This window comes from Variovorax sp. 38R (assembly GCF_014843395.1).
Lineage (GTDB): Bacteria > Pseudomonadota > Gammaproteobacteria > Burkholderiales > Burkholderiaceae_C > Variovorax > Variovorax paradoxus_H.
In genome coordinates this window covers 1,710,940-1,737,079 of record NZ_CP062121.1, presented here as the reverse complement: position 1 = coordinate 1,737,079, position 26,140 = coordinate 1,710,940, and the positions used below count along the sequence as shown (strand labels likewise).

The following is a 26,140-nucleotide window of genomic DNA, read 5'->3' as shown; positions in this document are numbered from 1 at the left end:
TGAACATTGATATTGCGCCATTCTCCACACTGAAGGCTCTGCGAACAATCGGCACATCCATTCACCCCCGGAGCCCGCCCTGCGCGGGATGCGCCATGACCCTCGCCACACCCGCCATCGAACCCACGCCCACCGCGCGCACCGACGCCGCCTGGCTCGAGGCGCACTGGATGCCCTACACCGGCAACCGCAACTTCAAGGCCGATCCGCGGATCATCGTGGAGGCCAAGGGCGCCTACTTCACCGACAACGACGGCCGCAAGATCTTCGACGGCCTGTCGGGCCTGTGGTGCTCGGGCCTGGGCCACGGCCGCCCCGAGATCACCGAGGCGGTGAGCCGCCAGATCGCCAAGCTCGACTACTCGCCCGCCTTCCAGTTCGGCCACCCGCTCTCGTTCGAGCTGGCCAACAAGATCAAGGAACTGACGCCCGCCGGCCTGGACTATGTGTTCTTCACCGGCTCGGGCTCCGAAGCCGCCGACACCTCGCTGAAGATGGCGCGCGCCTACTGGCGCACCAAGGGCCAGGCGGGCAAGACGCGCCTCATCGGCCGCGAGAAGGGCTACCACGGCGTGAACTACGGCGGCATCTCGGTGGGCGGCATCGCGGCCAACCGCAAGCTGTTCGGCCAGGGCATCGAGGCCGACCACCTGCCGCACACGCAGCTGGCGGCCAACGCCTTCACGCGCGGCATGCCCGAGAACGGCGCCGAGCTGGCCGACCGCCTGCTCGACCTGATCGCACTGCACGACGCCTCGACCATCGCGGCCGTGATCGTGGAGCCCTTTGCCGGTTCGGCCGGCGTGGTGATTCCGCCGAAGGGCTACCTGAAGCGCCTGCGCGACATCTGCACGGCGCACAACATCCTGCTGATTTTTGACGAAGTGATCACCGGGTTCGGCCGCTGCGGCGCGCTCACGGGCGCCGATGCCTTCGGCGTCACGCCCGACATCATGAACATCGCCAAGCAGGTCACCAACGGCGCGCAGCCGCTGGGCGCGGTGGTGGCCAACAAGGACATCTACGACACCTTCATGGCCGCCGGCGGTCCCGAGTACATGCTCGAGTTCCCGCACGGCTACACCTACGGCGCGCACCCCGTGGCCTGCGCCGCCGGCATCGCCGCGCTCGACGTGCTGCAGAAGGAAGACATGATCGGCCGCGTGCAGGCGCTGGCCCCGCACTTCGAGAACGCCGTGCACAGCCTGAAGGGCAGCAAGCACGTCGCCGACATCCGCAACTACGGCCTCGCCGCCGGCATCACCATCGCCGCACTGCCGGGCGAGCCCGCACGCCGCCCCTACGAGATCGCGATGAACTGCTGGAAGAAGGGCTTCTACGTGCGCTACGGCGGCGACACGATCCAGCTCGCACCGCCGTTCATTTCCGAGAAGGCCGAGATCGACCGCATGGTCAACGCCCTTTCCGACGCACTCGCCGAAACCAACTGATCCCCTTTCGAGATACCCAGACATGCAACACGACAAGAACGTCACCGCCACCATTGGCCACTTCATCGACGGCAAGCACGTCGGCGGCGGCAGCCGCGTGCAGCCGGTGTTCGACCCCGCCACCGGCTTGTCGGCCAAGAGCGTCGCGCTCGCCGACAAGCTCACGGTCGAGCAGGCCATCGCCGCGGCGCAGGCCGCCTTCCCGGCCTGGCGCAACACGCCGCCGCTGAAGCGCGCCCGCGTGATGAGCCGCCTGAAGACGCTGCTCGAAGAAAACGCAGACACCATCGCCGCGCTGATCACCGCCGAGCACGGCAAGGTGCTGGCCGACGCGCACGGCGAGCTGCAGCGCGGCATCGAGAACGTCGAGTACGCCAGCTACGTGCCCGAGCTGCTCAAGGGCGAGCACAGCAAGAACGTCGGCCCGTCGATCGACTCGTGGAGCGAGTTCCAGGCGATGGGCGTGGCGGCCGGCATCACGCCGTTCAACTTCCCCGTCATGGTGCCGCTGTGGATGTGGCCGATGGCCGTGGCCTGCGGCAACACCTTCGTGCTGAAGCCCTCGGAGCGCACGCCCTCCTCCACGCTGTTCATGGCCGAACTCGCGCTGCAGGCCGGCCTGCCGCCGGGCGTGCTCAACGTGGTCAACGGCGACAAGGAAGCGGTCGACACGCTGCTGACCGACCGCCGCGTGAAGGCCGTGAGCTTCGTGGGCTCGACGCCCATCGCCGAATACATCTACACCACGGGCACGGCCCACGGCAAGCGCGTGCAGGCGCTCGGCGGCGCCAAGAACCACGCGGTGGTGATGCCCGATGCCGACATCGGCAACGCGGTGAGCGCGCTCATGGGTGCAGCCTACGGTTCGTGCGGCGAGCGCTGCATGGCGATCCCGCTGGTGGTGGCCGTGGGCGATGCCACGGCCGACGCGGTGGTCGAAGGCCTGAAGGTCGAGATCGCCAAGATGAAGGTCGGCCCCGGCACCGACAACGGCAACGACATGGGCCCGCTGGTCACGCAGCCGCACTTCGAGAAGGTCAAGGCCTTCGTCGACGCGGGCGTGGCTGCCGGCGCCAAGCTGGTGGTCGACGGCCGCGGCATCCGGGTCGAAGGCCACGAAGGCGGCTACTACCTGGGCGCCTGCCTGTTCGACCACGTGAAGCCCGGCATGACGATCTACCAGGAAGAGATCTTCGGCCCGGTGCTCGGCGTGGTGCGCGTGAAAACGCTGCAAGAGGCGATGGACCTGATCGACGCGCACGAGTACGGCAACGGCACCTGCATCTTCACGCGCGACGGCGAGGCCGCACGCTGGTTCAGCGACAACATCCAGGTCGGCATGGTCGGCATCAACGTGCCGCTGCCGGTGCCCGTGGCGTACCACTCGTTCGGCGGCTGGAAGCGCTCGCTGTTCGGCGACCTGCACGCCTACGGCCCCGACGCCGTGCGCTTCTACACCAAGCGCAAGACCATCACGCAGCGCTGGCCCTCGGCCGGCGTGCGCGAAGGGACGATGTTCTCGTTCCCGTCGAACCGCTGATGCAATCGATCGCCGTGGGTCAGGCTTTGTCGGCCTTGCCTGCGGCGTTCGCGAGCTTGCTGAGCATGCGGTCCACCAGCCATGGCTGGCGGTCCTCATCCTCAGCGCGTTCCTTGCGGCGGATCGCGTTGCGCACGACGATCGAGCCCACATAGCGCATCGGCTCCGGCGGAAAGTAGCCCAGCGGCCCTGCCGTGATCGGGCTGCGCGTCCATGCGTTGTCCTGATCGAGCACCAGCGACGACAGGATCTGCCCGCCCATGTAGGTCGGCCCCACCCCGTTGCCCGAGTAGCCGAAGCCGTAGTAGATGTGCGGCGCGCCATCGAGCTTGCCGAAGAACGGGAAGCCCGTCACCGAGCGGTCGGACGGACCGTTCCAGCTCGCGGTGATCGGCGTGTTGCTCAACGTGGGGAAGAAGGAATGCAGGGCCTGCGTGAGCTCGGCTTCGTACGGCGAACGCTCGTCGAACACCTTGGCCATGCGACCACCCCAGGCGAAGGTGTTGCCGCCCTTGCCCAGCATGATGCGACCGTCGACCGTGCTGCGGTAGTAGTACACGAAGGTGCGCGAGTCGAGCACCGACACGCCGTCGGTCAGCCCGATCTGCTGCAGCAGCTCGGGGCAGCGCTCGGTGATGATCATGTCGCTCGACACGATGGCGATGGTCCGCTCGAACTGCGGGAAGCGGCTGGCCATCCACGCGTTCATCGCGAGCACCAGCTTCTTCGCGCGCACGCGCCCGGTGGGCGTGCGCACCACCACGGGCTGGTCGGTGCTGAAGTCGAGCATCGGCGTGCGCTCGTGGATGCGGATGCCCATGGCCAGTGCCACTCGCCGCAGCCCGCGCACCAGCTTGCCCGGGTGCACGGTGGCGGCAATCGGCGAATACACGCCGGCCAGGTTGCGCGCCGAGCCCGAGCGCCGCGCCACTTCGTCGGGCGGCAGCGCGTGGTACGAATGAATGCCGCGCGCCTCCAGCGCCTGCATCATCGGATCGAGCGTGCCGATCTGCGCCTGCGAGGTCGCGGTGTAGAGCGTGCCGTCGCGCCGCAGCTCGGCGTCGATGCCGTGCGCCGCGCAGAAGTCGGCGATGTGCCCCACCGCTGCTTCCGACGCCTTCACGAGGCGCACGGCCTCGTCTTCGCCGAACAGCCGCCGCAGGGTCAGAAACTTGGCCGACCAGGTGAGCAGGCAGCCGCCGTTGCGCCCGCTGGCGCCGGCGCCGCACAGGTCGCTTTCGAGAATGACGATGTCGAGCGCGGGCGCCTGCAGCTTGGCCTGGATCGCTGTCCACAGGCCGGTGAAGCCGCCACCGACGATGCAGACGTCGGCGGTGGTTTCACCTTGCAGCGCCGGGGCCAGATCGCCGTCGTTGAAGAGCGCTTGTTCGATCCAGAAGGGGCGCATCCGTGTGCCTTAGGCGGTGAGGGCTTGCCGGTACTCGGCGGAACTGATTTCGAGATGGCGCACGAAGTGTGCGAGGTCGGGCATGTCGGCATCGGCCATCTTGGCCGTGTCGTCCCACTGCCGCAGGCGCACTGCATCCATCGCGTACGGCAGGGCCTCGAAAGCGCTGGCCTGCGCCGAGTCGAAAACGCCACCCTGCAGTTGCAGGCTGCGCTTCGAATCGGCCGACAGCGCTTCGAGGTAGCCGGGCACGCGCGCGCACAGAAAACGCTTGGCGTCCACATGCAGCCTGATCGGCTCCAGCGTGGCCGGGCCGAACAGCGCACGCAGGAACGGCAGGCAGCGGTACTGGTGCAGGTCGTCCAGCCCCTGCTGCGTCGGCGTGCCGCCGAAGTCGTGCAGCAGGTGACCCAGGTCGTGCAGCAGGGAGGCGGCGATCAGCGCGCTGTCCGCCCCCTCCTGCTCGGCCAGGTGCGCCGACTGCAGCGCATGCTCCAGCTGCGTGACCGGCTCGCCGTCGTACTGCGCATGGCCCTTGGTCTCGAAGAGGCCGACGATGTCGGGGATGCTGAGGCTCATGGTTACCAGGGCAGCGAGTAGGTCTTGGTGTTGGTGAAGCTCTTCATCGCCTCGAGCACGCCTTCCTTGTAGCCCAGGCCCGAGTCCTTGATGCCGCCGAAAGGCGTGAGCTCCAGGCGGTAGCCCGGCACCTCGCGCACATTGACACTGCCCACGTTCAGCTCGCGGATGAAGCGCGTGATGTAGTCCAGCCGGTTGGTGCAGATCGACGACGACAGTCCGTAGGCCGTGCCGTTCGAGATGCGGATCGCCTCGTCGATGTTCTTGAAGCGGATCACCGGCGACACAGGGCCGAAGGTCTCTTGCTTGGCGACGGTCATCTCGGGGTCGACGTGGTCGAGCACGGTGGGCGAGTACAGCGCACCGCGGCGTTCGTTGCCGTACAGCAGCTTCGCACCGGCTGCGATGGCTTCGTTCACGACGGCTTCGAACTGCTTGGCAGCCGCCTCGTCGATCACGGTGCCCATGTCGGTGTCGGGGTCCATCGGGTCGCCGTACTTCAGCGCGCGGGTCTTGGCGACCAGGAGTTCAACGAACTGATCCGCGACCGACTCGTGCACCAGCATCCGTTTCACGGCGGTGCAGCGCTGGCCCGAGTTCTTGTACGAACCATTGGCAGCCAGCGTCGCAGCTTCTTCGATGTCCGCGTCTTCCATCACGATGATCGGGTCGTTGCCGCCCAGCTCCAGGATCTGGCGCTTGTAGGTAGCCTTGCCCGCGATGTACTTGCCGATGGGCACGCCGCCCGTGAAGGTGACGAGGTCGACGTCGGCGTTGGTCAGCAGTTCGTCGGCGATCTCCTTGGGGTCGCCCGTGAGCACCGACAGCATCTGCGGCGGCAGGCCGGCCTCGTACAGGATGTCGGCCAGCAAGAAGGCCGTGAGCGGCGTCTTCTCGCTGGGTTTGAGCACGATGCGGTTGTTGGTCGCAATGGCCGGCGCCACCTTGTGGATCACCTGGTTCAACGGATGGTTGAACGGCGTGATGGCGGTGATGGCGCCCAAGAGCGGTTCGCGCATCGTGTAGACCTTGCGGCTCTTGCCGTGGTGCGTGAGGTCGCACGAGAACACCTGGCCGTCGTCCACCAGCGCCTGGTTGGCGGCGAACAGCAGCACGTCGGAGGCGCGGCCCACTTCGTACAGCGAGTCCTTGCGCGACAGGCCCGACTCGAGCGTGATGGTGCGCGACATTTCATCCAGGCGCGACGCGATGATCTCGCCGGCGCGCATGAGGATCTTGTAGCGCTCGTAGCGCGTGAGCGTGGGCTTGTAGTCGCGGGCGATGCGCAGGGCGTTGCGCACGTCGTCCAGCGTGGCCTTGGGCACGGTGGCGATCACTTCGCCGGTGTACGGGTAGGTGACGTCGATGGTGCGGTCGCGGTGGACTTTCTCCCCGGCGATGCGCAGCGCTTCGCGGTGGACAGTGCCTGGCTTCAGGATGGCTTGGCTCATGAATGCTCCGTGTGGTTTCAGCGTGCGTGGTTCAGGGCGAGGTCGAGCGCATCGAAGTTGCGCAGCCGGCGGCCGGCGGCAATGCCTTCGACCGGGCGGTTGCAGATCAGCGGCACCTTCTGCTCGGACACACCGCCGTGCGAGCGCAGCGGCACTTCGAGCGCCGAGAGGTCGTGGCGGCTGGCGGCGGTTCCGATGACGGTGCTCTGCTCGCTGACGACCACGATGTCGCCGATGCGGTCCGGCGGCAGCTCGAAGCGCTGTGCGGCTTCCTTGCGCGAGAGCACGAGTTCCATGCCCGGGATGCCTTTGATGCGTTCGATCCAGCCCGGCACACTGGCTTCGTCGGGGGCGTACACAGTGGCGAAGGAACCGAGCGCGCCGTGGTGCACCACGTACGGGTCGGTGATCGGCAGGATCACGCGGGCCGTTTCAGCGCCGTACCAGCCGTCGAGCACGTCCTGCAGATAGATGACGTTGGGCGAACCGTCGGCACCGTGCTTGTCGTTCATGCCGTGGTCGGCCGTGAGCACGATGGTGGCGCCGAGCGCATCGAGCTGCGCGAGGTAGCCGTCCATCATTTGGTAGAACGCGTTGGCGGCAGGGCTGCCCGGTGCGGCCTTGTGCTGCACGTAGTCGGTGGTCGACAGGTACATCAGGTCAGGACGCTGCGATTCCATGAGCTTCACGCCGGCGGCGAACACGAACTCCGACAGCTCGGCGCTGTACACCGAGGGCACGGGCATGCCGACCATGTCGAGCACGTTGTCGATGCCGTTCTCTTCCATCGTCACCTGGTCCGACTTCTCGGACGAGAAGCAGATGCCCTTCATCTTGTGACCCAGCAGCTTGCGCAGCTTGTCCTTGGCGGTGATCACTGCCAGCTTGGCGCCCGCGTCGGCAAAGGCCGCGAGCACGGTGCCGGCACGCAGGTACTTGGGGTCGTTCATCATCACTTCCTGACCCAGCTCGCGGTCGAAGAAGTAGTTGCCGCAGATGCCGTGCACCGCGGGCGGTGCGCCGGTCACGATCGACAGGTTGTTGGGGTTGGTGAACGAGGGCACGACGCAATCGGCCAGCAGGTCGGCGCCGTCCTTGCGCATGCGGGCGATGTACGGTGCCACGCCGGCTTCGATGGCCGCGTCGAGGTAGGCCGGCTCGCAGCCGTCCACGCACACGACCACGATCGGACGGGCCATCCAGCGATAGCTTCTGGCATTGACTTCAAGTGTCTCCGGTGTCATTTCAGACTTCCTTTTGGGGTGGGTGGTTCGGGGTAACGGGGGTGTTGCTGATGGCAGCCGCATCGCCGTCGATGCGGCCGAAGGCCTTGTGCATGCGCGCGCGGCTGTCGGCGACGTGCGTGCGCAGTGCGCGACCTGCCGTGTCGGCGTTGCCGCTGGCAATCGCATCGACGATGTGGCTGTGCTCGTCGGCCGAGACCCGCAGGCCGCCGCCGCTGTCGAGCGCGCGCATTCTGAAAAGGTGCAGCTCTTTCACGAGCCGCTTGTAGGTTTCGGTGAGCTTCTTGCTGCCGGCGGTGTCGAGCAGGATCTCGTGGAACTGCAGGTTGAGCTGCGCGTACTGCTCCACGTCCTGTGCCTGGGCTGCCGAGCGCATGGCGTCGACCATGGCGCGCAGGCGTTCCACCGCGTCGGGCTGGATGGCCAGCGCCACGCGCCGGCCGATGATTTCTTCGAGCGCCTCGCGCAGTTCGTAGATCTCGTCGGCCTCTTCGAACGCGATCTCGCGCACGAAGACACCGCGGTTCTTCTCGTTGCGCACCAGGCCGGCCTCTTCCAGCGCACGCAGCGCCTCGCGGATCGGACCGCGGCTGGTGTTGAAGCGCAGCGAGAGCTCGCTCTCGTTGATGCGGCTGCCCACGGGGAGCTCGCCCGTCATGATCAAACGCTCGATTTCTTCCTGCATCAGCATCGGCAGCGAGCTGGACTGGAGGAACGCGAGGGCGGCGGAGTGATTGCTGGTGACCATGGGGGCGTATTTTCCCGAAGGATCGTCAACTGTCAACAATTTTTTATTGACAGTCGGCAATCAGCAACCTACATTGCAAACACCGGACGGCGTTGGACACCTTCGCGCCGGCGCCAGCCCCTCACTCACCCTCTTCAGTGACAGCCAGCCTTTCAGGAGAAAACAGATGACGATGAAACAAAGCACGCGCCGTCTCACGGCCGCCCTGTGTGTTGCAGCCCTCGGCCTCATGTCCGGCAGTGCGTGGGCGCAAAAGACGCCCCTCCTGGTCTACACGGCGCTCGAAACCGACGCCATGAAGCTCTACAAGGACGCCTTCGAAAAGGCCAACCCCGACATCGAAGTGAAGTGGGTGCGCGACTCCACCGGCATCGTCACCGCCAAGCTGCTGGCCGAAAAAGCCAACCCGCAGGCCGACGTGGTGGCCGGCCTGGCCGCCAGCAGCCTGGCGCTGCTGCAGCAGGAAGGCATGCTGCTTCCTTATGAGCCCAAGGGCTTCAACGAACTGAACCCCGCGTACTCCGACGCCGCCCGCCCACCGGCCTGGGTCGGCATGGACGTGTGGGCCGCCACCATCTGCTTCAACCATGTCGAGGCCAAGAAGCTCGGCCTGCCCAAGCCCGAAAGCTGGAAGGACCTGACCAAGCCCATCTACAAGGGCACGATCTCCATGCCGCACCCCGCCTCCAGCGGCACCGGCTACCTCGATGTGTCGTACTGGCTGCAGAACCTGGGCGACGCCGAAGGCTGGAAGTACATGGACGCGCTGCACCAGAACATTGCCCAGTACGTGCACTCGGGCTCCAAGCCCTGCAAGCAGGCGGGCGCGGGCGAGTTCCCCATCGGCATCTCGTTCGAGTTCCGCGCGCACCAGGTGAAGAAGTCGGGCGCGCCGGTCGACCTGATCTTTCCGAAGGAAGGCCTGGGCTGGGACATCGAAGCCACCAGCCTGATGAAGACGAGCACCAAGCTGGCGCAAGGCAAGCGCTTTGCCGACTGGATGGCGAGCAAGGAAGCCAACCAGATCAGCGCACGCTGGTGGGCCGTGGTCGCCTACCCGGGCGTGGTCTCGAAGCTCGAAGGCATTCCTGAGAACTACGAGAAGCTGCTGGCCAAGAACGACCTGAACTGGGCTGCGAAAAACCGCGAACGCATCCTGGCCGAGTGGAGCAAGCGCTACGAAGGAAAAGCGGAGCCCAAGTAAGCCCGACGGCATCCCCCGGTTTTCAATTCAAGGGTGCCGCCGCAACTGGTGACGCCCTCCAACGACGAGTGCGAAAAATGGACATGACCGACACCCGCTTCATTGCCAGCCAGTTGACCCCCACCGCGGCCCCGCCCGCGGCCCTCGAAATCGTCGGCGTTCGCAAGGACTTCGAGACCTTCAGCGCGCTGCGCGACGTGCACCTGCGCGTGAACCCCGGCGAGATGCTGTGCTTTCTCGGCCCCTCGGGCTGCGGCAAGACCACGCTGCTGCGCATCATCGCGGGCCTGGAGACCCAGACCGCCGGGCAGATCCTGCAGAACGGCAAGGACGTCTCGTGGCTCTCGCCGGACAAGCGCGACTACGGCATCGTGTTCCAGTCGTATGCGCTCTTTCCCAACTTGTCGATCGCGGACAACGTGGGCTACGGCCTCGTCAACAGCCGCGCGAAACGGGGCGAGATCAAGGCCCGCGTCGACGAGCTGCTGAAGCTGGTCGGCCTGCCGACCTCGGGCGCCAAGTACCCGAGCCAACTCTCGGGCGGCCAGCAACAGCGCGTGGCCCTGGCCCGCGCGCTGGCCACGCGGCCCGGCCTGCTGCTGCTGGACGAACCGCTGTCGGCGCTCGACGCGCTGGAACGCATCCGCCTGCGCGGCGAGATCCGCCGGCTGCAGAAGCAGGTCGGCATCACGACCATCATGGTCACGCACGACCAGGAAGAAGCGCTCTCGATGGCCGACCGCATCGTGGTCATGAACCACGGCGTGATCGAGCAGGTCGGCACGCCGATGGAAATCTACGAACAGCCGGCCACGCCCTTCGTGGCCGACTTCGTGGGCAAGGTCAACGTGCTGCGCGCGGTGGCCCTGGGCAACCAGCGCTTCCAGGTCGGCGACATGGAGCTGCAGTGCGACGCCTGCGACGGCGCCTTCGAGCCCGGCGACGACGTCAACCTGTACCTGCGCCCCGAAGACCGCGCCGTCGAGCACCTGCAAGACGACACGCCCAACCGCCTGCAGGCCAAGGTCACGAAGGTCGAGTTCCTCGGCGGCCTGTGCATCGCCGAAGTGACGGCCGATGCGCTGCACGGCCAGGTGCTGGGCCTGCACTTCTCGCTGAACCAGCTGCACGACCTGGACATCCGCGAAGGCAACACGATCGACATCGCGCTGCGCGCCAACCGCATCCGCGCCTTTGCCGCGCGGCAGGCCAAATCATGAGCCGCCGGGCCGCTCCCAAGGCGAATACCGCAGCCGCAGGCGGAGGTACCGAATGAACACGCTGGCACATCCCCGCCCTGCGCTGGCCGCACGCCCGGCCTTGCGCTGGAGCCGCGACGAGACCATCGCGCGCGCCATCCTGTTCGTGGTGATGGCGATGCTGTTCGTGTTCCTGGTCGCGCCGCTGCTCACCATCCTCGCCCACGCGGTGCAGGACAAGAACGGCAACTTCGTCGGCCTGGCCCACTTCATCACCTACTTCCAGACACCGAGCCTGCTGCGCGCGGCGTGGAACTCGATCTGGGTGTCGGCCGCGGTGGTGATGATCTCGGTGCCCACGGCCTTCGTGTTCGCTTACGCGCTCACGCGCAGCCGCATGCCGGCGCCGCTGAAAGCGGTGTTCCGCCTCATCGCGCTCATTCCGCTGCTCGCACCTTCGCTGCTGTCGGCCATTTCCTTCGTGCAGTGGTTCGGCAACCAGGGCGCGCTCAAGTTCCTGCTGGGCGGCGCTTCGATCTACGGTGCGCCCGGCATCATCCTGGCCGAGGTCTACAACACCTTTCCGCACGCGCTGATGATCCTGGTCACCGCGCTGTCGCTGGCCGACGGCCGGCTGTACGAGGCGGCCACCGCGCTGCGCACGCGCCCGTTCCGCCAGTTCATGACGATCACCCTGCCCTCGTGCAAGTACGGCCTGATCAGCGCGGCCACCGTCGTCTTCACCTACGTGGTGAGCGACTTCGGCGCGCCCAAGGTCATCGGCGGCAACTTCAACGTGCTGTCGGTCGACGTGTTCAAGCAGGTGGTGGGCCAGCACAACTTCTCGATCGGCGCGGTGGTCGGCATGCTGCTGCTGCTGCCGTCGATCATCTCGTTCGTGATCGACTACGTGGTGCGGCGCAAGCTGAAGGCACAGCTCACGGCGCGCTCGGTGCCCTACACGCCCAAGCCCCGCAAGGTGGCCGATGCAATGCTCACGCTGTTCTGCACCGTGGTCTGCGGCCTGCTGCTGGCGACCATCGGCATGGCGGTCTACACCTCGGCGATCTCGCTGTGGCCGTACGACCTGTCGTTCACGCTCAAGCACTACCACTTCGTGCTCGTCGAGAGCGACATGGCGGCCGCCTACGGCAACAGCCTGCTGGTGGCGATGGTGACGGCGGTGGCCGGCTCGCTCATCGTGTTCGTGGGCGCCTACCTGATCGAGAAGACGCGCAACCTGGGCCTCATGCGCAAGGGCATGCACCTGATGGCGGTGCTGTCGATGGCGGTGCCGGGCCTGGTGCTCGGCCTGGGCTACGTGATGTTCTTCAACCATCCGTCCAACCCGCTGAACTTTCTCTACCAGACGATGGCGATCCTGATCATCTCGATGGTGGTGCACTACTACACCTCGAGCCACCTCACGGCGGTGACGGCGCTCAAGCAGATCGATAACGAGTTCGAAGCTGTGTCGGCCTCGCTCAAGGTGCCGTTCTTCAAGACCTTCCTGCGCGTGACGGTGCCGGTGTGCCTGCCGGCCATTCTCGACATCGGGCGCTACTTCTTCGTGGTGTCGATGGCCAGCCTGTCGTGCGCCATCTTCCTGTACACGCCGGAGACCATCCTCGCGTCGGTCGCGATCATGCACCTGGACGACGCCGGCGACATCGGCCCGGCCGCCGCGCTGGCCAGCCTGATCGTCGTCACCTCGACGCTGGTGTGCATTGCCTACGCCCTGCTCACGCGCGTGCTGCTCGCACGCACGCAGGCCTGGCGCAACCTCAGCCGCGGCTGAACGAACGCTTCACCCTTCGCCCCCTTTTGCCCCTCATTCCCTTTCCCTGCCTGGAGACATCATGAGTCAAGCCGCCCACCCCATCCTGCTCACGCCCGGCCCCCTGACCACCTCGGACCGCACACGCCAAGCGATGCTGCGCGACTGGGGTTCATGGGACGCCGACTTCAACCAGATCACGGCGCGCATCCGCAAGGAAGTGCTGAACATCGTGCACGGCACGGGCACGCACGAATGCGTTCCGTTGCAAGGCAGCGGCACCTTCTCGGTCGAAGCGGCCATCGGCACGATCGTGCCGCGCACCGGCCATGTGCTGGTGCCGAGCAACGGTGCCTACTGCCAGCGCCTCGCCAAGATCTGCAAGGTGCTGGGCCGCAAGCTCACCACCATCGACTACACCGAAGAGAAGCAGGTCTTGCCCGCCGACGTCGACCGCGCCCTCGCGGCCGACCCGAGCATCACCCACGTGGCCGTGGTGCACTGCGAAACCGGCGCCGGCGTGCTCAACCCGCTGCACGAGATTGCGCTGGTCGTCGCCAAGCACGGGCGCGGCCTGATCATCGATGCGATGAGCTCCTTCGGCGCGCTGGAGATCGACGCGCGCAAGACGCCGTTCGACGCCGTGGTCGCCGCCTCGGGCAAGTGCCTCGAAGGCGTGCCGGGCATGGGCTTCGTCATCGTCAAGCGCAGCACACTCGAAAAATGCGAAGGCAACTGCCACTCGCTGAGCATGGACCTGTACGACCAGTGGGTCTACATGGAGAAGACCACGCAGTGGCGCTTCACGCCGCCCACGCACGTGGTCGCCGCGCTCGACACCGCCATCGCGCAATACATCGAGGAAGGCGGCCTGCCCGCGCGCGGTGGACGCTATGCGCGCAACTGCAAGGCGCTCATCGACGGGCTGGCGACGCTGGGCTTCCGCAGCTTCCTCGACCCGGCGATCCAGGCGCCGATCATCGTCACCTTCCATGCGCCCGACGACGCCAACTACGACTTCAAGACCTTCTATCAAGAGGTGAAGAAGCGCGGCTACATCCTCTACCCCGGCAAGCTGACGCAGGTCGAGACCTTCCGCGTAGGCTGCATGGGTCACTTCGGCGACGCGGGCATTCCGGGCGCCGTGGCGGCCATTGCCGACACGCTGAAAGCCATGGGCATCCGGCAGGTGACAGCGGCCGTCGCGGCCTGAAGAAGCTTTGAGCAGACCGGCGCATTGCAGCGCCGGTCCTACACCGCGGGGGACGGTGCGCTTCGCATAATCCCCCGCATGACGGTTCTGCGCAGCGACATCCCTGCCCGCCTGGACCGCCTGCCGTGGTCGCGCTGGCATTGGCGCGTGGTGATCGCGCTGGGCGTGGCCTGGATTCTCGACGGCCTCGAGGTCACGCTGGTGGGTTCCATCGGCGCGGTGCTGGAGCGGCCCGACACGCTCGGGCTCACGGCCGGAGAGATCGGCTGGTCGGGCTCGATCTACATCGCGGGTGCGGTGATCGGCGCGCTGGTGTTCGGCCGGCTCACCGACCGGCTGGGGCGCAAGAAGCTCTTTCTGCTCACGCTGGTGGTCTACACGATCGGCACGCTGGCCACGGCCTTCTCGCCCAACTTCGCGTTCTTTGCGTTGTGCCGCTTCGTCACGGGGCTGGGCATCGGCGGCGAGTACGCGGCCATCAACTCGGCCATCGACGAGCTCATTCCGGCACGCGTGCGCGGGCGCGTCAACCTCGCGATCAACGGCAGCTTCTGGATCGGTGCGGCGCTCGGCGCCGCGCTGAGCCTGGTGCTGCTCGATGCGCGCGTGATCGGCCCGGTGTGGGGCTGGCGCGCGGGCTTTGCATTGGGTGCGGTGCTTGCGGTGGCGATCCTGCTGGTGCGGCGTCATGTGCCCGAGAGCCCGCGCTGGCTCATCGCGCACGGACGCGCCCATGAGGCCGAGCGCATCGTCGCGGACATCGAGCGCGAAGTCGAAGTGCAGCACGGCCCGCTGCCCGCCGCGCAGGGCCACGTGATGTACACCGCCGCGCGCCAGAACAGCCCGCCGATGCGCGAGGTGGCGCGCGTGCTGCTGCGGCGCTACCCGGCGCGCAGCGTGGTGGCGACGGCGCTGATGGTGTCGCAGGCCTTTTTCTACAACGCGATCTTCTTCACCTACGCGCTGGTACTCACGCGCTTCTACGGCGTGGCCGAAGGCCGCGTGGCGCTGTACATCTTTCCGTTTGCGCTTGGCAACGTGCTCGGGCCGCTGCTGCTGGGCCCGCTGTTCGACAGCGTGGGCCGGCGCAAGATGATCGCGCTGACCTATGTGCTGGCCGGCGTGGGCCTGGCGCTCACGGGCTGGGCCTTCATGCAGGGCTGGCTCGACGCGCGCAGCCAGGCGCTGTGCTGGTCGGCGGTGTTCTTCCTGGCGTCGGCGGCGGCCAGCTCGGCCTACCTGACGGTGAGCGAGGTGTTCCCGCTCGAGATGCGCGCCATGGCCATCGCGATCTTCTATGCCATCGGCATGGGCGCGGGCGGCTTCGCGGCGCCGGTGCTGTTCGGCCTGCTGATCGAGACCGGCAGCCGCGGCGCGGTGATGGTGGGCTACCTGATCGGCGCCGTGCTGGTCATCGTCGCGGGCCTGCTGGCGCTGCGCTATGCGGCCGATGCGGAACGCAAGCCGCTGGAGGAAGTGGCGCCGCCGCTGTCGTCGGAAGCGGGCGGCGAACGGCCCTGACGGCGCGCTACAGCGCGCAGGTGCGAAAGCCGAAGAAGCCGTCGTCGGCGTCGGGCAGCGCAAAGCCACGGCGGCGCGGCGAGCGCAGGCGCGCACGCGTCGCGAACGAGGCGCCGCGCAGCACGCGCGCCCGGCCGAAGGCGGCCACCGGGTCGAACTCGCCACCCGCGCTCCACGGATCGGCCCGGAAACCCGGCCAGGGCTGCAGCGTGCCTGCCGTCCACTCATGCACGTCGGCCCAGCGGAAGCCGCGTCGCGCGGCCGTGTGGGCCGCGATTTCCCATTCGACCTCGGTCGCGATGCGCCGGCCGGCCCAGCGCGCCCAGGCGTCGGCCTCCCACCAGCTCAGGTGCACGGCGCTGTGGTGCCCGGCCGCGCGCACGGTGACGCCGAAGCGCTGCTGCAGCACCGAGCCGCCCGTGCCATTGCGGGCCACGCCGATCTGCTCCACGTGGCGCGGGCCGCGCCGGCCTTCGGTCTGCGCGGCGAGCCAGCGCCAGCCGTCGCTGTGCCACAGCTCCTCGCGGTCGTAGCCGCCGTCGTCGACGAACTGGATGTACTGGTCCCAGGTGACGGGCTGGGCGTCGATCTCGAACTCGGGCACGTCGACGCGGTGCGCCGCGCCTTCCTGCGCGAACAGGAAGCCGCTGTGCTCGGGCAGGCCCAGCTCCCAGCGCGTGGCCGGCAGCAGCAGCGGCTCGTGCGTGACGGCGATGGGTGCCGGCTCGATGTTCAGCGGCAGGCCCAGCGTCTGCGCCAGCACCACGAGCTGTTCGCCGCGCAGGTCTTCATGGAACAGCGCGAGCCGGTAGAAGTACAGGCCGGCATCGGTCTCGGCGGCGTTCTCGAGCAGTTCGAGCGTGCTCTCGAGGGTTTCGAGCAGGTAGGCCTTGGTCTGGCCCAGGCCCGGCAGGTCGGGCGACCCGCTGCGCTCGGCGGCGCCCTGGGCGGGGTTCCACCAGTCGTCGGCGTCGGGGTCGATGGCGGCCAGCCGCGTGGGGCGCACGGGGCAGTCGATGCCGAAGGCGCGCTGGGTGTTGCGCCCGATCCACCATTCGGCGAACCAGCCGATGTGGCCCGCCAGCCAGACCGGCGGCAGCACGCCCGGCTGCTGCGCCACGCGCATGCTTTCGCCCAACGCCTCTTCGAACAGGGACAGCAGGTGCAGCGTGTGGTTGCGGGCGTCGATGAGGGCCAGCGAGAGCAGGTCGCGGCCGGCGCGGCGCATGTCGGGGGAGTCGATCGACAGCGGGCCCGCTGCCGCCGGGGCCGGTGGAGGGCGCGGAGTCTGGGCCATGTCGCATTATGGCCACCATGGCAGCCCTGGGTAGGACCCGAAAAGAACTTTCCCCGTACACCGATAGAATCCGAGCCGCCTCTTGCACCCGACCCGTTGGCACACAAAGCCAGTGCGTCGGGTGCCGTCGTATCGGGGCATCCAATACAAAAATGGAGATGTAATGCAAGGCTTGCTCAAGCTGTCCCGGGCCATTGACTGGCTCAATGCCCAGGTCGGCAAATACGCCATCTGGCTCATCCTGGCCGCCACGGTGATCAGCGCCCTCAACGCGATCGTCCGCAAGGTCTTCAACACCAGTTCCAACGCCTTCCTCGAAGTGCAGTGGTACCTGTTTGCCTGGTCGTTCCTGGTGGCCGCCGGCCTCACGCTGCTGCAGCGGGAACACGTGCGCATCGACGTGCTGAACAGCCGCCTGTCCAAACGCACGCAGGTGTGGATCGACATCGTCGGCTTTGCCCTCTTCCTGACGCCGCTGTGCCTCACGGTGCTGTGGCTGTCGACGCCGGTGGCGATCCAGATGTACCAGTCGGGCGAGATGTCCGGCAACTCGGGCGGCCTGATCCGCTGGCCGGTCTGGGCGGCACTGCCGGTGGGCTTCGTGCTGCTGATGCTGCAGGGCTGGTCGGAACTCATCAAGCGCATCGCGTTCCTGCGCGGCGAAGGTCCTGACCCGATGGGTCGCCTGACCGACAAGACCGCCGAAGACGAACTCATCGAGGCGCTGCGTCGCCAGGCCGAGGCGGACGCCGCCGCGGCCAAGCCCCAGCACTGAACGGCCAAGGCAGAAAAGACACCATGGAATTCATTGTTGCCAACTTCGCCCCGATCATGTTCGCGGGGCTGATCTGCTTCCTGCTATTGGGCTTTCCCGTCGCGTTCAGCCTCGGCGCCTGCGGCCTGTTCTTCGGACTCGTCGGTATCGAGCTGGGCGTGTTCCAGGCCTCCGTCATGGCCTGGCTGCCGCAGCGGCTCATCGGCATCATGGCCAACGACACGCTGCTCGCGGTGCCCTTCTTCACGCTGATGGGGCTCATCTTGGAGCGCAGCGGCATGGCGGAAGACCTGCTCGACACGGTCGGCCAGGTCTTCGGCCCGATGCGCGGCGGCCTCGCCCTGGCGGTGATCTTCGTCGGCGCGCTGCTGGCGGCCACCACCGGCGTGGTGGCGGCTTCGGTCATCTCGATGGGCCTGATCTCGCTGCCCATCATGCTGCGCTATGGCTACGACCGGCGCCTGGCCAGCGGCGTGATCGCCGCCTCGGGCACGCTCGCGCAGATCATCCCGCCCTCGCTGGTGCTGATCATCATGGCCGACCAGCTCGGCAAGAGCGTCGGCGACATGTACAAGGGCGCGTTCCTGCCCGGCTTCATGCTGATGGGCATGTACGTGCTGTACGTGGTGTTCCTGGCGATCTTCAAGCCCGCGCAGGTGCCCGCGCTGCCGCCCGAGGCACGCACCTTCCGCGAACCCAACGGCGGTGGCGGCTACGCCTCGCTGGTGGGCATCACCGCGCTGTCGGCCGTCGTGGCGGTGTTCCTGGCGCGCAACATGGAGACCGTGCACAGCTGGTTCCAGGGCGAGCCCGTGACCTTCGTGGCCACCGACGAGAAGGTCGTGGTTGCCATGTGCGGCGGCGTGTTCGTCGCGCTGGTGATTGCGCTGATCAACAAGGGCCTCAAGCTCAACCTGCTGTCGCGCCTGGCCGAACGGGTCACCTTCGTGCTGATCCCGCCGCTGCTGCTGATCTTCCTGGTGCTGGGCACCATCTTCCTGGGCGTGGCCACGCCGACCGAAGGCGGCGCGATGGGCGCCATGGGCGCGCTGATCATGGCCTGGGTGCGCCGTCGCATGAGCTTCTCGCTGCTCAAGCAGGCGCTGGGCTCGACCACGCGACTGTCCAGCTTCGTGATGTTCATCCTGATCGGCGCGACGGTCTTCAGCCTGGTGTTCCAGGCCGCCGACGGCCCGATCTGGGTCGAGCACCTGCTGACCTCGCTGCCCGGCGGCCCGGTGGGCTTCCTGATCGCGGTGAACGTGCTGATCTTCTTCCTGGCGTTCTTCCTGGATTACTTCGAGCTGTCGTTCATCGTGGTGCCGCTCCTGGCCCCGGTGGCGCACAAGATGGGCATCGACCTGATCTGGTTCGGCGTGCTGCTGGCGGTGAACATGCAAACGTCGTTCATGCACCCGCCCTTCGGCTTCGCGCTGTTCTTCCTGCGCTCGGTCGCCCCCGAGAAGCAGTACGTGGACCGCGTCACGCAGAAGGTCATGGAGCCCGTGACCACGATGCAGATCTACAAGGGCGCGATTCCCTTCGTGCTGATCCAGCTGACGATGGTGGGCGTGCTGATCGCGTTCCCGCAGATCGTGACGGGCAGCCTCGACAAGGAAGTGAAGGTCAACCTCGACGACATCGGTGCGCAGATGCGCGACAGCCTGAAGCCCGAAGAAGGCCAACCGCCGGCCGACCCGTACGGCGGCGCGGAAGAGTCCGAGCCGAAGGTCGAAGTGCCTGGCGCGGAAGGCACGGCACCTGCCGCACCTGCAGCACCTGCAGCGGCCCCGTCGTCGACGCCCGAGCCGGCGGCCGAGACCGGCGAGACCGATCCGATGAAGGCGATGCAGGACGCGTTGAAGACGCCGCCGCAGAAGCCCTGAGCGGCCTCCCCGCTCCAGCCACCAAGCCCCCGACCCCGGGGGCTTTTTTCATGCCCGCGCGAAAGCAGTGAACGGCGCACGCCAAAGAAAAAGGCCGGCCTGCTTGCGCAGACCGGCCTTTCGATGAAGCCTCAGCAGACCGTCAGATCTTGACCGAGTTCATGTACTGGTTGAACGGGTACTCCGAGAAGCGGTTCCACAGGATCTGGTCGCGCTGGAAGGCACGCATGTCCTGGTGGATCTTCTTGAACTCGGGCGACTTGCCTTCGTGCAGCGCGAACACTTCCATCGAGGCCTTGAAGCCGGCGTCCATCACGGCCTTCGGGAAGGCCTTGAGCTGCGTCTTGGCAGCCACGAGGCGCTTCAGGGCCACGGGGTTGTAGGCGTCGTACTTGGCGGTCATGTCGCGTGCGGCGACCTTGGTTGCGGCATCGAGGATGGCCTTGTTCTCGTCCGACAGCTTGGCGAACGCCTTGTTGTTGATGAAGAACTCGAGGTCGGCGCCGCCTTCCCACCAGCCGGGGTAGTAGTAGAACGGGGCGACCTTGTTGAAGCCCAGCTTTTCATCGTCGTGCGGGCCGACGAATTCGGCCGCGTCCAGCGTGCCCTTTTCGAGCGACTGGTACACGTCGCCGGCAGGCATGTTCTGCGACACCACGCCCAGCTTGGCCATGGCCTCGCCGAACACGCCGCCGCCCATGCGCATCTTCAGGCCCTTGAGGTCTTCGACGGTCTTGATTTCCTTGCGGTACCAGCCGCCCATCTGCGTGCCGGTGTTGCCGGCGCTGGCGGTGCGGAAGTTGTACTGCGCGAAGAAGGCGTCGAGCAGCTTGCGGCCGTTGCCGTACTCTTTCCACGAGTCGTTCTGGCGGGCCGTGAGGCCGAAGGGAACGGCGCAGCTGAACGCGAAGATCGGGTCCTTGCCGGTGAAGTAGTAGGCGGCGGATTGCGCCATTTCGAGCGTGTCGGCCTGCAGGGCATCGACCACGCCGAACGCGGGCATCAGCTCGCCGGCGGGGTGCACCGAGATTTCGAACTTGCCGCCGGACAGGGCCTTGACCGTCTTCGAGAGCATTTCAGCGCTGCCGAAGATGGTGTCCAGGGAGCGGGGGAAGCTCGAGGCCAGGCGCCAGCGAACCGCGGCCTGCGCATGGACGGCAGGGGCGATGCCAGCGGCCAAAACGCCGGCGATGCCCGCGTTTTTGATGAGGGAACGACGATCCATTGAATTCACTCCGAGTGCTTTGGAAAAAACAAAACGCGGCTTGTGACCGCGTCAGGGACTTTTGTGAGTCCTTTTGATTGTAAAAACGCGCTTACAGGCGGTCGGCGGGGGTTTACCCTGCGACCCCTTGTCAAACGAAGCGTTTCTTGATCGCGGCGGCAATGCCATCGGCATCGAGACCGATCGATGCGAGCAGCTTGGCCGGATCGCCGTGCTCGATGAAGCGGTCGGGCAGGCCCAGCTGCAGCACCGGCTTCTGAACGCCCGCAGCCTGCAGGGCCTCGACCACCGCACTGCCCGCGCCGCCCATGATGGCGCCCTCTTCGAGCGTGACGAGCGCGTCGTGCGTGCCCGCGACCTGCAGCAGCAATTCGACGTCCAGCGGCTTGGCCCAGCGCATGTTGACCACGGTGGCGTCGAGCGATTCGGCCGCGGTGAGCGCCGGGTACAGCAAGGTGCCGAAAGCGAGGATGGCGATGCGCTGGCCTTCGCGGCGAATCTCGCCCTTGCCGAAGGGCAATGCGTCGAGCGTGAGGTTCGGCGTGGTGCCGGCACCCGCGCCGCGCGGGTAGCGCACGGCCACCGGATGGCTCTGCTCGTAGGCGCTCGTCAGCAGCTGGCGGCACTCGCGCTCGTCGGCCGGGCAGGCGATGCTCATGTTGGGAATGCAGCGCAGGAACGGGATGTCGTAGGCGCCCGCGTGCGTCGCGCCGTCGGCACCCACCAAGCCCGCGCGGTCGAGCGCGAACACCACGGGCAGGTTCTGGATCGCCACGTCGTGGATCAGTTGGTCGTAGGCGCGCTGCAGGAAGGTCGAGTAGATCGCGACCACCGGCTTGAGGCCCTCGCAGGCCAGGCCGGCCGCGAACGTGACCGCGTGCTGCTCGGCAATGCCGACGTCGTAGTAGCGATCGGGGAAGCGTTTTTCGAACTCCACGAGCCCCGAGCCTTCGCGCATCGCGGGCGTGATGCCCACGAGCCGGCCGTCGTGCGCGGCCGTGTCGCACAGCCACTGGCCGAAGACCTGCGTGAAGGTCTGCTTGGCCGCCGTGGTCGACTTGACCAGCCCGACCTGCGGATCGAACTTGCCCGGGCCGTGGTAGGCCACGGGGTCGGCCTCGGCGAGCTTGTAGCCCTGCCCTTTTTTCGTGACCACGTGCAGGAACTGCGGGCCATCGAGGTGCTTGAGGTTCTCGAGCGTGGGCACCAGCGAGTCGATGTCGTGGCCGTCGATCGGGCCGACGTAGTTGAAGCCGAACTGCTCGAACAGCGTGGCCGGCACGACCATGCCCTTGGCATGCTGCTCCAGGCGTTTGGCCAGCTCGAACAGCGGCGGCGCGTTGCGCAGCATGCTCTTGCCGACGTTCTTGGCGGCGGCGTAGAAGTTGCCGCTCATGAGCTGCGCGAGGTAGCGGTTGAGCGCGCCCACCGGCGGGCTGATCGACATGTCGTTGTCGTTCAGGATGACCAGCAGCTTGCAGTCGCACACGCCCGCGTTGTTGAGCGCCTCGAAGGCCATGCCGGCCGTGAGCGCGCCGTCACCGATGATGGCCACGGCATGGCGCTTCTCGCCCTTCTGCTTGGCGGCCATGGCCATGCCGAGCGCGGCCGAGATGCTGGTCGACGAGTGGGCGGTGCCGAAGGTGTCGTACTCGCTCTCGCTCCTCTGCGGAAAGCCCGAGATACCGCCGAGCTGGCGCAGCGTGGGCATGCGCTCGCGCCGGCCCGTGAGGATCTTGTGCGGGTAGGTCTGGTGGCCCACGTCCCACACCAGCCGATCGTGCGGCGTGTTGAACACATGGTGCAGTGCCACCGTCAGCTCGACCGTGCCGAGGTTGGAGCTCAGGTGGCCGCCGGTGCGTGAGACGTTGTCGAGCACGCAGGCGCGCACCTCGTCGGACAGCTGCTTGAGCTGGGCCCGGTCGTACTGGCGGATCGGCGAAGGGTCGTGGAGAGTGGGAAGCAGCGGAGCCATGGAGGTGGGTTCTTTTTTCTTCTCAGCGGTCGCGGTCGACCACCATGTGGGCCAGGGCGCGCAGGGCGGCAGTGTCCGTCAGGCCGCTCTTGTTCAGTGCGGCGATGGCGTCGGCGAGCAGCTGGCTCGCCTGCGCGCGCGCGCCGTCCAGGCCGAGCAGCGACACGTAGGTGGGCTTGTCGGCCGCGGCGTCCTTGCCGGCGGTCTTGCCCAGGGTGTGCGAGTCGGCCGTGACGTCGAGGATGTCGTCGACCACCTGGAACGCCAGGCCGATGGCGGCGCCGTAGTCGCGCAGAGCCGCCAGCGCGGCCGGCGACACGGTGCCGCAGGCGGCGCCCATCTCGACGCTGCCCTGCAGCAGCGCGCCGGTCTTCAGGCGGTGCATTTCGCGCAGCTGGGTTTCGTTGAGTGCGATGCCGACGCTGGCCAGGTCGATGGCCTGGCCGCCGGCCATGCCCTGGCTGCCGGCCGCGCGCGCCAGCAGGCGGCACAGCAGGGCCTGCATCGCGGCGGGCACCTCGTCGCCCTCGGGCGCGAGCAGCTCGAAGGCCAGTGCCTGCAGCGCGTCGCCCGCGAGCAGCGCGTCGGCTTCGCCGAACTTCACGTGCACCGTGGGCTTGCCGCGGCGCAGCACGTCGTTGTCCATGCACGGCAGGTCGTCGTGCACCAGCGAATAGGCGTGGATGAGTTCGGTGGCGCAGGCCGCACGCAGCGCGGCGTGCGCGTTGCCGCCGACCGCTTCATTGGCCGCGAGCACCAGCAGCGGCCGCAGCCGCTTGCCGCCGTCGAGCACGGCATAGCGCATGGCGTCGCCCAGCAGCACCGGCGCATCGACGCCGACCCAGCGCGACAGCGCCGCTTCGACCGCGACCAGATGAGGCTCGGCCCAGTTGGCCAGCGTCTTCGCGTCCCAGGGGGTGGCGGTGGTGGGGGTGGAGGTCATCGGGACGGCGCTCATTCGGCCGTCCAGGGCTTGAGGCTGCCGGCGTCGAGCACCTTGATCTGGTCTTCGACCGCCTGCAGCTTGTCGCGGCAGAAGCCGAGCAGTGCGGCGCCGCGCTGGTAGCTGCCCAGCAGCTGGTCCAGTGGCAGCTGGCCCGATTCGAGTTCTGCAACCAGTTGTTCCAGTTCCTGGAGCCCGGCTTCGTAGCTGGCGGGCAGCGGCCCGGTGTCGGGCGTCGCCGCCGGGCTGGTCGTGGAAGGAGAAGGCACCTTGGGCATGCAACGAATCGTGGATGAAACGAAGCATTTTAGGGCGGGGTCGCAACAGACTGCCGGGCGGCGTGCACACGTGCGCGCAGCTTTGCAACACCCTGTATGACGCCCGGAGATGCGAGGCAAAAACCCCTCGGGCGCAAAAATGCCCCCCGGGTACAATCCGCGCTTCCCCCGCCGGTCGCCCGGCACACCTCTTCGGGCCGTCACCCATGCAGACGGCGCCTTCCGTTTTTTCCTTTTTTTCTCCCTGTGGGGAGCTTGGTCAGGTCCTCCATGTCTGATTTAAGTCTTCAACTGCAGCAGGCCGCGAGCCAACTTCCAGTTACCGCGTATTTCGACGAGGCTTTGTACGCCCGCGAAATGCAGAACCTTTTCGCGCGAGGGCCCCGCTACGTCGGGCACCGACTGGCCGTGCCCGAGCCGGGTGACTTCCACACCCTGCCGCAGGAACACCAGGGCCGCGCGCTGGTCCACACGCCCAAGGGCGTGGAGCTCATCTCGAACGTCTGCCGCCACCGCCAGGCCCTCATCCTGCAGGGCCGGGGCCAGCTCGACGCGCAGACCGGCGGCAACATCGTCTGCCCGCTGCACCGCTGGACCTACGCCGCGAAAGACGCGCGCACCACCGGCACGCTGATCGGCGCCCCGCATTTCGACCAGGACCCGTGCCTCAACCTGCACAACTACCCGCTCACCGAATGGAACGGCCTTCTGTTCGAGAAGAACGCCGACGGCAGTGGCCGTGACGTGGCGGCCGACATGGCGGGCCTGGGCCCGCAGGCCGACCTCGACTTCTCGGGCTACGCGCTCGACCGCGTCGAACTGCACGAGTGCAACTACAACTGGAAGACCTTCATCGAGGTCTACCTCGAGGACTACCACGTCGGCCCGTTCCACCCCGGCCTGGGCAGCTTCGTCACCTGCGACGACCTGCGCTGGGAGTTCAAGCCCGAGTTCTCGGTGCAGACGGTGGGCGTGGCCAACCGTCTGGGCCGCGCGGGCAGCCCGGTCTACCAGAAGTGGCAGGAGCAGTTGCTCAAGTACCGCGACGGCAAGCCGCCGAAGTACGGCGCGATCTGGCTCACCTACTACCCGCACGTGATGATCGAGTGGTACCCGCATGTGCTCACCGTGTCGACGCTGCACCCGGTGAGCCCGACCAAGACGCTCAACATGGTCGAGTTCTTCTACCCCGAGGAAATCGTCGCCTTCGAGCGCGAGTTCGTCGAGGCCCAGCAGGCCGCCTACATGGAAACCTGCGTGGAAGACGACGAAATCGCCGAGCGCATGGACGCCGGCCGCCGTGCACTCATGCTGCGCGGCGACAACGAAACGGGCCCTTACCAGAGCCCCATGGAAGACGGCATGCAGCAGTTCCACGAGTGGTACCGCAACGCCATGCAGCAACCACCCGTCTGACCCTCGCCTCCCCCGCCCCGCACCCGCCGGGGCTTTCTTTTTTCTGATCTGGATTCAATCGATGCAAGCGCTGTGGATGGTGCTCGGGGCCTTTCTGTTCGCCACCATGAGCGTGGTCGTGAAGATTGCCTCGGAATGGTTCAACAGCGGTGAGATGGTCCTGGGGCGCGGCCTCATCGGCATCGTGTTCCTCTGGCTGCTGGCGCGCAACCGCGGCACCTCGCTGGCCACCAAGTACCCCGGCATGCACGCCTGGCGCAGCACCATCGGCGTGGTATCGCTCGGTGCGTGGTTCTACGCCATCGCCCACATGCCGCTGGCCACCGCGGTCACGCTCAACTACATGAGCAGCGTGTGGGTCGCGGCCTTCCTGGTCGGCGGCGCGCTGCTGGCCTGGGTGCCGGTGCCCGGGCGCGACGGCCGCATCGAGCGCCCGCCGCTGCAGGGCCCGCTGGTGATGACGGTGCTCGCGGGCTTTGCCGGCGTGGTGCTCATGCTCAAGCCCACGGTGGGCGGCGGCGACGGCTTCGCGGGCATGCTGGGCCTGCTGTCGGGCGTCACGGCCGCCTTTGCCTACATGCAGGTGGTGGCGCTGTCGCGCATCGGCGAGCCCGAGCTGCGCACGGTCTTCTACTTTGCCGTCGGCTCCGCCGTGGCCGGCGCCTTCGCCACGGCCGCGACCGGGTTTTCGGGCGGCAGTTCGTGGACGTGGCAGCATGCGCTGTGGCTGCTGCCGATCGGCCTGTTGGCGGCTCTCGGACAGCTGTGCATGACCCGCGCCTACGCCACCGCAAAGACCCAGGCGGGCACACTGGTGGTCGCCAACCTGCAATATTCGGGCATCGTGTTCGCGGCTTTCTACAGCGTGGTGCTGTTCGACGACCGCATCGACGTCACCGGCTGGGCCGGCATGGCGCTGATCATCGCCAGCGGCATCGCAGCCACCGTGCTGCGGCAGCGGGCCGTGCCGAAGGCGCCGGCCGAGGAACACTGAACGCAGCAGCCACGGC

The 26,140-nt window shown here is 67.2% G+C and carries 21 protein-coding genes; 11 read left to right on the top strand and 10 right to left on the bottom strand.

The annotated features are described in order from the left end of the window. Nucleotides 1-95 precede the first annotated feature (95 nt). Nucleotides 96-1,451, top strand: coding sequence for an aspartate aminotransferase family protein (locus tag IG196_RS07690; protein WP_192195666.1), 1,356 nt, complete (start codon nt 96-98; stop codon nt 1,449-1,451). Between the two features lie 22 nt (nt 1,452-1,473). Then, nucleotides 1,474-2,991: a CoA-acylating methylmalonate-semialdehyde dehydrogenase gene (locus IG196_RS07685; protein ID WP_192195665.1), complete on the top strand. Its 1,518-nt coding sequence runs from the start codon at nt 1,474-1,476 to the stop codon at nt 2,989-2,991. Nucleotides 2,992-3,010: 19 nt separating this feature from the next. Here the strand turns inward: IG196_RS07685 and IG196_RS07680 are convergent, their stop codons facing one another. The 5 genes from IG196_RS07680 to IG196_RS07660 are packed head-to-tail and all read right to left on the bottom strand — an operon-like array spanning nt 3,011 to nt 8,421. Next, nucleotides 3,011-4,399 (bottom strand): FAD-dependent oxidoreductase, encoded by a 1,389-nt coding sequence (locus IG196_RS07680; protein WP_192195664.1) that lies wholly within the window; start codon nt 4,397-4,399, stop codon nt 3,011-3,013. 9 nt (nt 4,400-4,408) lie between these two features. Next, the gene (locus tag IG196_RS07675; protein WP_192195663.1) at nt 4,409-4,978 is read right to left on the bottom strand and encodes a phosphonate degradation HD-domain oxygenase; all 570 of its coding nucleotides are present in this window, start codon (nt 4,976-4,978) and stop codon (nt 4,409-4,411) included. Nucleotides 4,979-4,980: 2 nt separating this feature from the next. Next, a complete protein-coding gene (gene phnY / locus IG196_RS07670; RefSeq protein WP_192195662.1) occupies nt 4,981-6,429 on the bottom strand; it encodes a phosphonoacetaldehyde dehydrogenase in 1,449 nt (482 codons plus the stop codon). Nucleotides 6,430-6,446: 17 nt separating this feature from the next. Continuing rightward, nucleotides 6,447-7,673: a phosphonoacetate hydrolase gene (phnA, locus tag IG196_RS07665; RefSeq protein ID WP_099795884.1), complete on the bottom strand. Its 1,227-nt coding sequence runs from the start codon at nt 7,671-7,673 to the stop codon at nt 6,447-6,449. A gap of 1 nt (nt 7,674) precedes the next feature. Then, nucleotides 7,675-8,421, bottom strand: a complete 747-nt coding sequence (locus tag IG196_RS07660) for a phosphonate utilization associated transcriptional regulator (protein WP_101492539.1) — start codon at nt 8,419-8,421, stop codon at nt 7,675-7,677. Between the two features lie 166 nt (nt 8,422-8,587). Between IG196_RS07660 and IG196_RS07655 the strand changes: the two genes are divergently transcribed. From IG196_RS07655 to IG196_RS07635, 5 genes are all read left to right on the top strand, one after another. Continuing rightward, nucleotides 8,588-9,625 (top strand): putative 2-aminoethylphosphonate ABC transporter substrate-binding protein, encoded by a 1,038-nt coding sequence (locus tag IG196_RS07655; RefSeq protein ID WP_101492540.1) that lies wholly within the window; start codon nt 8,588-8,590, stop codon nt 9,623-9,625. A gap of 77 nt (nt 9,626-9,702) precedes the next feature. Then, the gene (locus IG196_RS07650; RefSeq protein ID WP_192195661.1) at nt 9,703-10,845 is read left to right on the top strand and encodes a putative 2-aminoethylphosphonate ABC transporter ATP-binding protein; all 1,143 of its coding nucleotides are present in this window, start codon (nt 9,703-9,705) and stop codon (nt 10,843-10,845) included. A 52-nt stretch (nt 10,846-10,897) separates the two neighbouring features. Continuing rightward, entirely contained in the window at nt 10,898-12,622 is a 1,725-nt protein-coding gene (locus IG196_RS07645; protein WP_192195660.1) for a putative 2-aminoethylphosphonate ABC transporter permease subunit, read from the top strand. A 61-nt stretch (nt 12,623-12,683) separates the two neighbouring features. After that, nucleotides 12,684-13,814 carry a 2-aminoethylphosphonate--pyruvate transaminase gene (locus IG196_RS07640; protein WP_192195659.1) on the top strand — a complete coding sequence of 377 codons (1,131 nt, stop codon included), beginning with the start codon at nt 12,684-12,686 and terminating at the stop codon, nt 13,812-13,814. 78 nt (nt 13,815-13,892) lie between these two features. Then, on the top strand, nt 13,893-15,335 hold the full coding sequence (locus IG196_RS07635; RefSeq protein ID WP_192195658.1) for an MFS transporter: 1,443 nt from the start codon (nt 13,893-13,895) through the stop codon (nt 15,333-15,335). Between the two features lie 7 nt (nt 15,336-15,342). On the opposite strand, the gene IG196_RS07630 is transcribed toward IG196_RS07635, so the two are convergent. After that, nucleotides 15,343-16,632 (bottom strand): SUMF1/EgtB/PvdO family nonheme iron enzyme, encoded by a 1,290-nt coding sequence (locus IG196_RS07630; RefSeq protein WP_192195657.1) that lies wholly within the window; start codon nt 16,630-16,632, stop codon nt 15,343-15,345. A gap of 163 nt (nt 16,633-16,795) precedes the next feature. Here IG196_RS07630 and IG196_RS07625 point away from each other — a divergent pair, with 163 nt between their 5' ends. Both IG196_RS07625 and IG196_RS07620 read left to right on the top strand, forming a co-directional pair. Next, nucleotides 16,796-17,407 carry a TRAP transporter small permease subunit gene (locus IG196_RS07625; protein ID WP_192195656.1) on the top strand — a complete coding sequence of 204 codons (612 nt, stop codon included), beginning with the start codon at nt 16,796-16,798 and terminating at the stop codon, nt 17,405-17,407. A 23-nt stretch (nt 17,408-17,430) separates the two neighbouring features. Continuing rightward, entirely contained in the window at nt 17,431-19,293 is a 1,863-nt protein-coding gene (locus IG196_RS07620) for a TRAP transporter large permease (RefSeq protein ID WP_192195655.1), read from the top strand. A 142-nt stretch (nt 19,294-19,435) separates the two neighbouring features. Here the strand turns inward: IG196_RS07620 and IG196_RS07615 are convergent, their stop codons facing one another. From IG196_RS07615 to xseB, 4 genes are all read right to left on the bottom strand, one after another. Beyond that, nucleotides 19,436-20,518: a TRAP transporter substrate-binding protein gene (locus tag IG196_RS07615; RefSeq protein ID WP_192195654.1), complete on the bottom strand. Its 1,083-nt coding sequence runs from the start codon at nt 20,516-20,518 to the stop codon at nt 19,436-19,438. A 130-nt stretch (nt 20,519-20,648) separates the two neighbouring features. After that, the gene (dxs, locus tag IG196_RS07610) at nt 20,649-22,493 is read right to left on the bottom strand and encodes a 1-deoxy-D-xylulose-5-phosphate synthase (protein ID WP_192195653.1); all 1,845 of its coding nucleotides are present in this window, start codon (nt 22,491-22,493) and stop codon (nt 20,649-20,651) included. Nucleotides 22,494-22,515: 22 nt separating this feature from the next. Beyond that, nucleotides 22,516-23,436: a polyprenyl synthetase family protein gene (locus IG196_RS07605; RefSeq protein ID WP_225616958.1), complete on the bottom strand. Its 921-nt coding sequence runs from the start codon at nt 23,434-23,436 to the stop codon at nt 22,516-22,518. 11 nt (nt 23,437-23,447) lie between these two features. Beyond that, nucleotides 23,448-23,714, bottom strand: a complete 267-nt coding sequence (gene xseB, locus IG196_RS07600; RefSeq protein ID WP_062468817.1) for an exodeoxyribonuclease VII small subunit — start codon at nt 23,712-23,714, stop codon at nt 23,448-23,450. 270 nt (nt 23,715-23,984) lie between these two features. Here xseB and IG196_RS07595 point away from each other — a divergent pair, with 270 nt between their 5' ends. Continuing rightward, on the top strand, nt 23,985-25,130 hold the full coding sequence (locus tag IG196_RS07595; protein ID WP_153285383.1) for an aromatic ring-hydroxylating oxygenase subunit alpha: 1,146 nt from the start codon (nt 23,985-23,987) through the stop codon (nt 25,128-25,130). Nucleotides 25,131-25,191: 61 nt separating this feature from the next. Then, on the top strand, nt 25,192-26,124 hold the full coding sequence (locus IG196_RS07590; RefSeq protein ID WP_225616957.1) for a DMT family transporter: 933 nt from the start codon (nt 25,192-25,194) through the stop codon (nt 26,122-26,124). The last annotated feature ends 16 nt before the right edge of the window (nt 26,125-26,140 follow it).

Coding starts and splice junctions, on each gene's coding strand:
- IG196_RS07690 (WP_192195666.1), top strand. CDS start 96: ATGACCCTCGCCACACCCGCCATCGAACCCACGCCCACCGCGCGCACC.
- IG196_RS07685 (WP_192195665.1), top strand. CDS start 1,474: ATGCAACACGACAAGAACGTCACCGCCACCATTGGCCACTTCATCGAC.
- IG196_RS07680 (WP_192195664.1), bottom strand. CDS start 4,399: ATGCGCCCCTTCTGGATCGAACAAGCGCTCTTCAACGACGGCGATCTG.
- IG196_RS07675 (WP_192195663.1), bottom strand. CDS start 4,978: ATGAGCCTCAGCATCCCCGACATCGTCGGCCTCTTCGAGACCAAGGGC.
- phnY (WP_192195662.1), bottom strand. CDS start 6,429: ATGAGCCAAGCCATCCTGAAGCCAGGCACTGTCCACCGCGAAGCGCTG.
- phnA (WP_099795884.1), bottom strand. CDS start 7,673: ATGACACCGGAGACACTTGAAGTCAATGCCAGAAGCTATCGCTGGATG.
- IG196_RS07660 (WP_101492539.1), bottom strand. CDS start 8,421: ATGGTCACCAGCAATCACTCCGCCGCCCTCGCGTTCCTCCAGTCCAGC.
- IG196_RS07655 (WP_101492540.1), top strand. CDS start 8,588: ATGACGATGAAACAAAGCACGCGCCGTCTCACGGCCGCCCTGTGTGTT.
- IG196_RS07650 (WP_192195661.1), top strand. CDS start 9,703: ATGGACATGACCGACACCCGCTTCATTGCCAGCCAGTTGACCCCCACC.
- IG196_RS07645 (WP_192195660.1), top strand. CDS start 10,898: ATGAACACGCTGGCACATCCCCGCCCTGCGCTGGCCGCACGCCCGGCC.
- IG196_RS07640 (WP_192195659.1), top strand. CDS start 12,684: ATGAGTCAAGCCGCCCACCCCATCCTGCTCACGCCCGGCCCCCTGACC.
- IG196_RS07635 (WP_192195658.1), top strand. CDS start 13,893: ATGACGGTTCTGCGCAGCGACATCCCTGCCCGCCTGGACCGCCTGCCG.
- IG196_RS07630 (WP_192195657.1), bottom strand. CDS start 16,632: ATGGCCCAGACTCCGCGCCCTCCACCGGCCCCGGCGGCAGCGGGCCCG.
- IG196_RS07625 (WP_192195656.1), top strand. CDS start 16,796: ATGCAAGGCTTGCTCAAGCTGTCCCGGGCCATTGACTGGCTCAATGCC.
- IG196_RS07620 (WP_192195655.1), top strand. CDS start 17,431: ATGGAATTCATTGTTGCCAACTTCGCCCCGATCATGTTCGCGGGGCTG.
- IG196_RS07615 (WP_192195654.1), bottom strand. CDS start 20,518: ATGGATCGTCGTTCCCTCATCAAAAACGCGGGCATCGCCGGCGTTTTG.
- dxs (WP_192195653.1), bottom strand. CDS start 22,493: ATGGCTCCGCTGCTTCCCACTCTCCACGACCCTTCGCCGATCCGCCAG.
- IG196_RS07605 (WP_225616958.1), bottom strand. CDS start 23,436: ATGACCTCCACCCCCACCACCGCCACCCCCTGGGACGCGAAGACGCTG.
- xseB (WP_062468817.1), bottom strand. CDS start 23,714: ATGCCCAAGGTGCCTTCTCCTTCCACGACCAGCCCGGCGGCGACGCCC.
- IG196_RS07595 (WP_153285383.1), top strand. CDS start 23,985: ATGTCTGATTTAAGTCTTCAACTGCAGCAGGCCGCGAGCCAACTTCCA.
- IG196_RS07590 (WP_225616957.1), top strand. CDS start 25,192: ATGCAAGCGCTGTGGATGGTGCTCGGGGCCTTTCTGTTCGCCACCATG.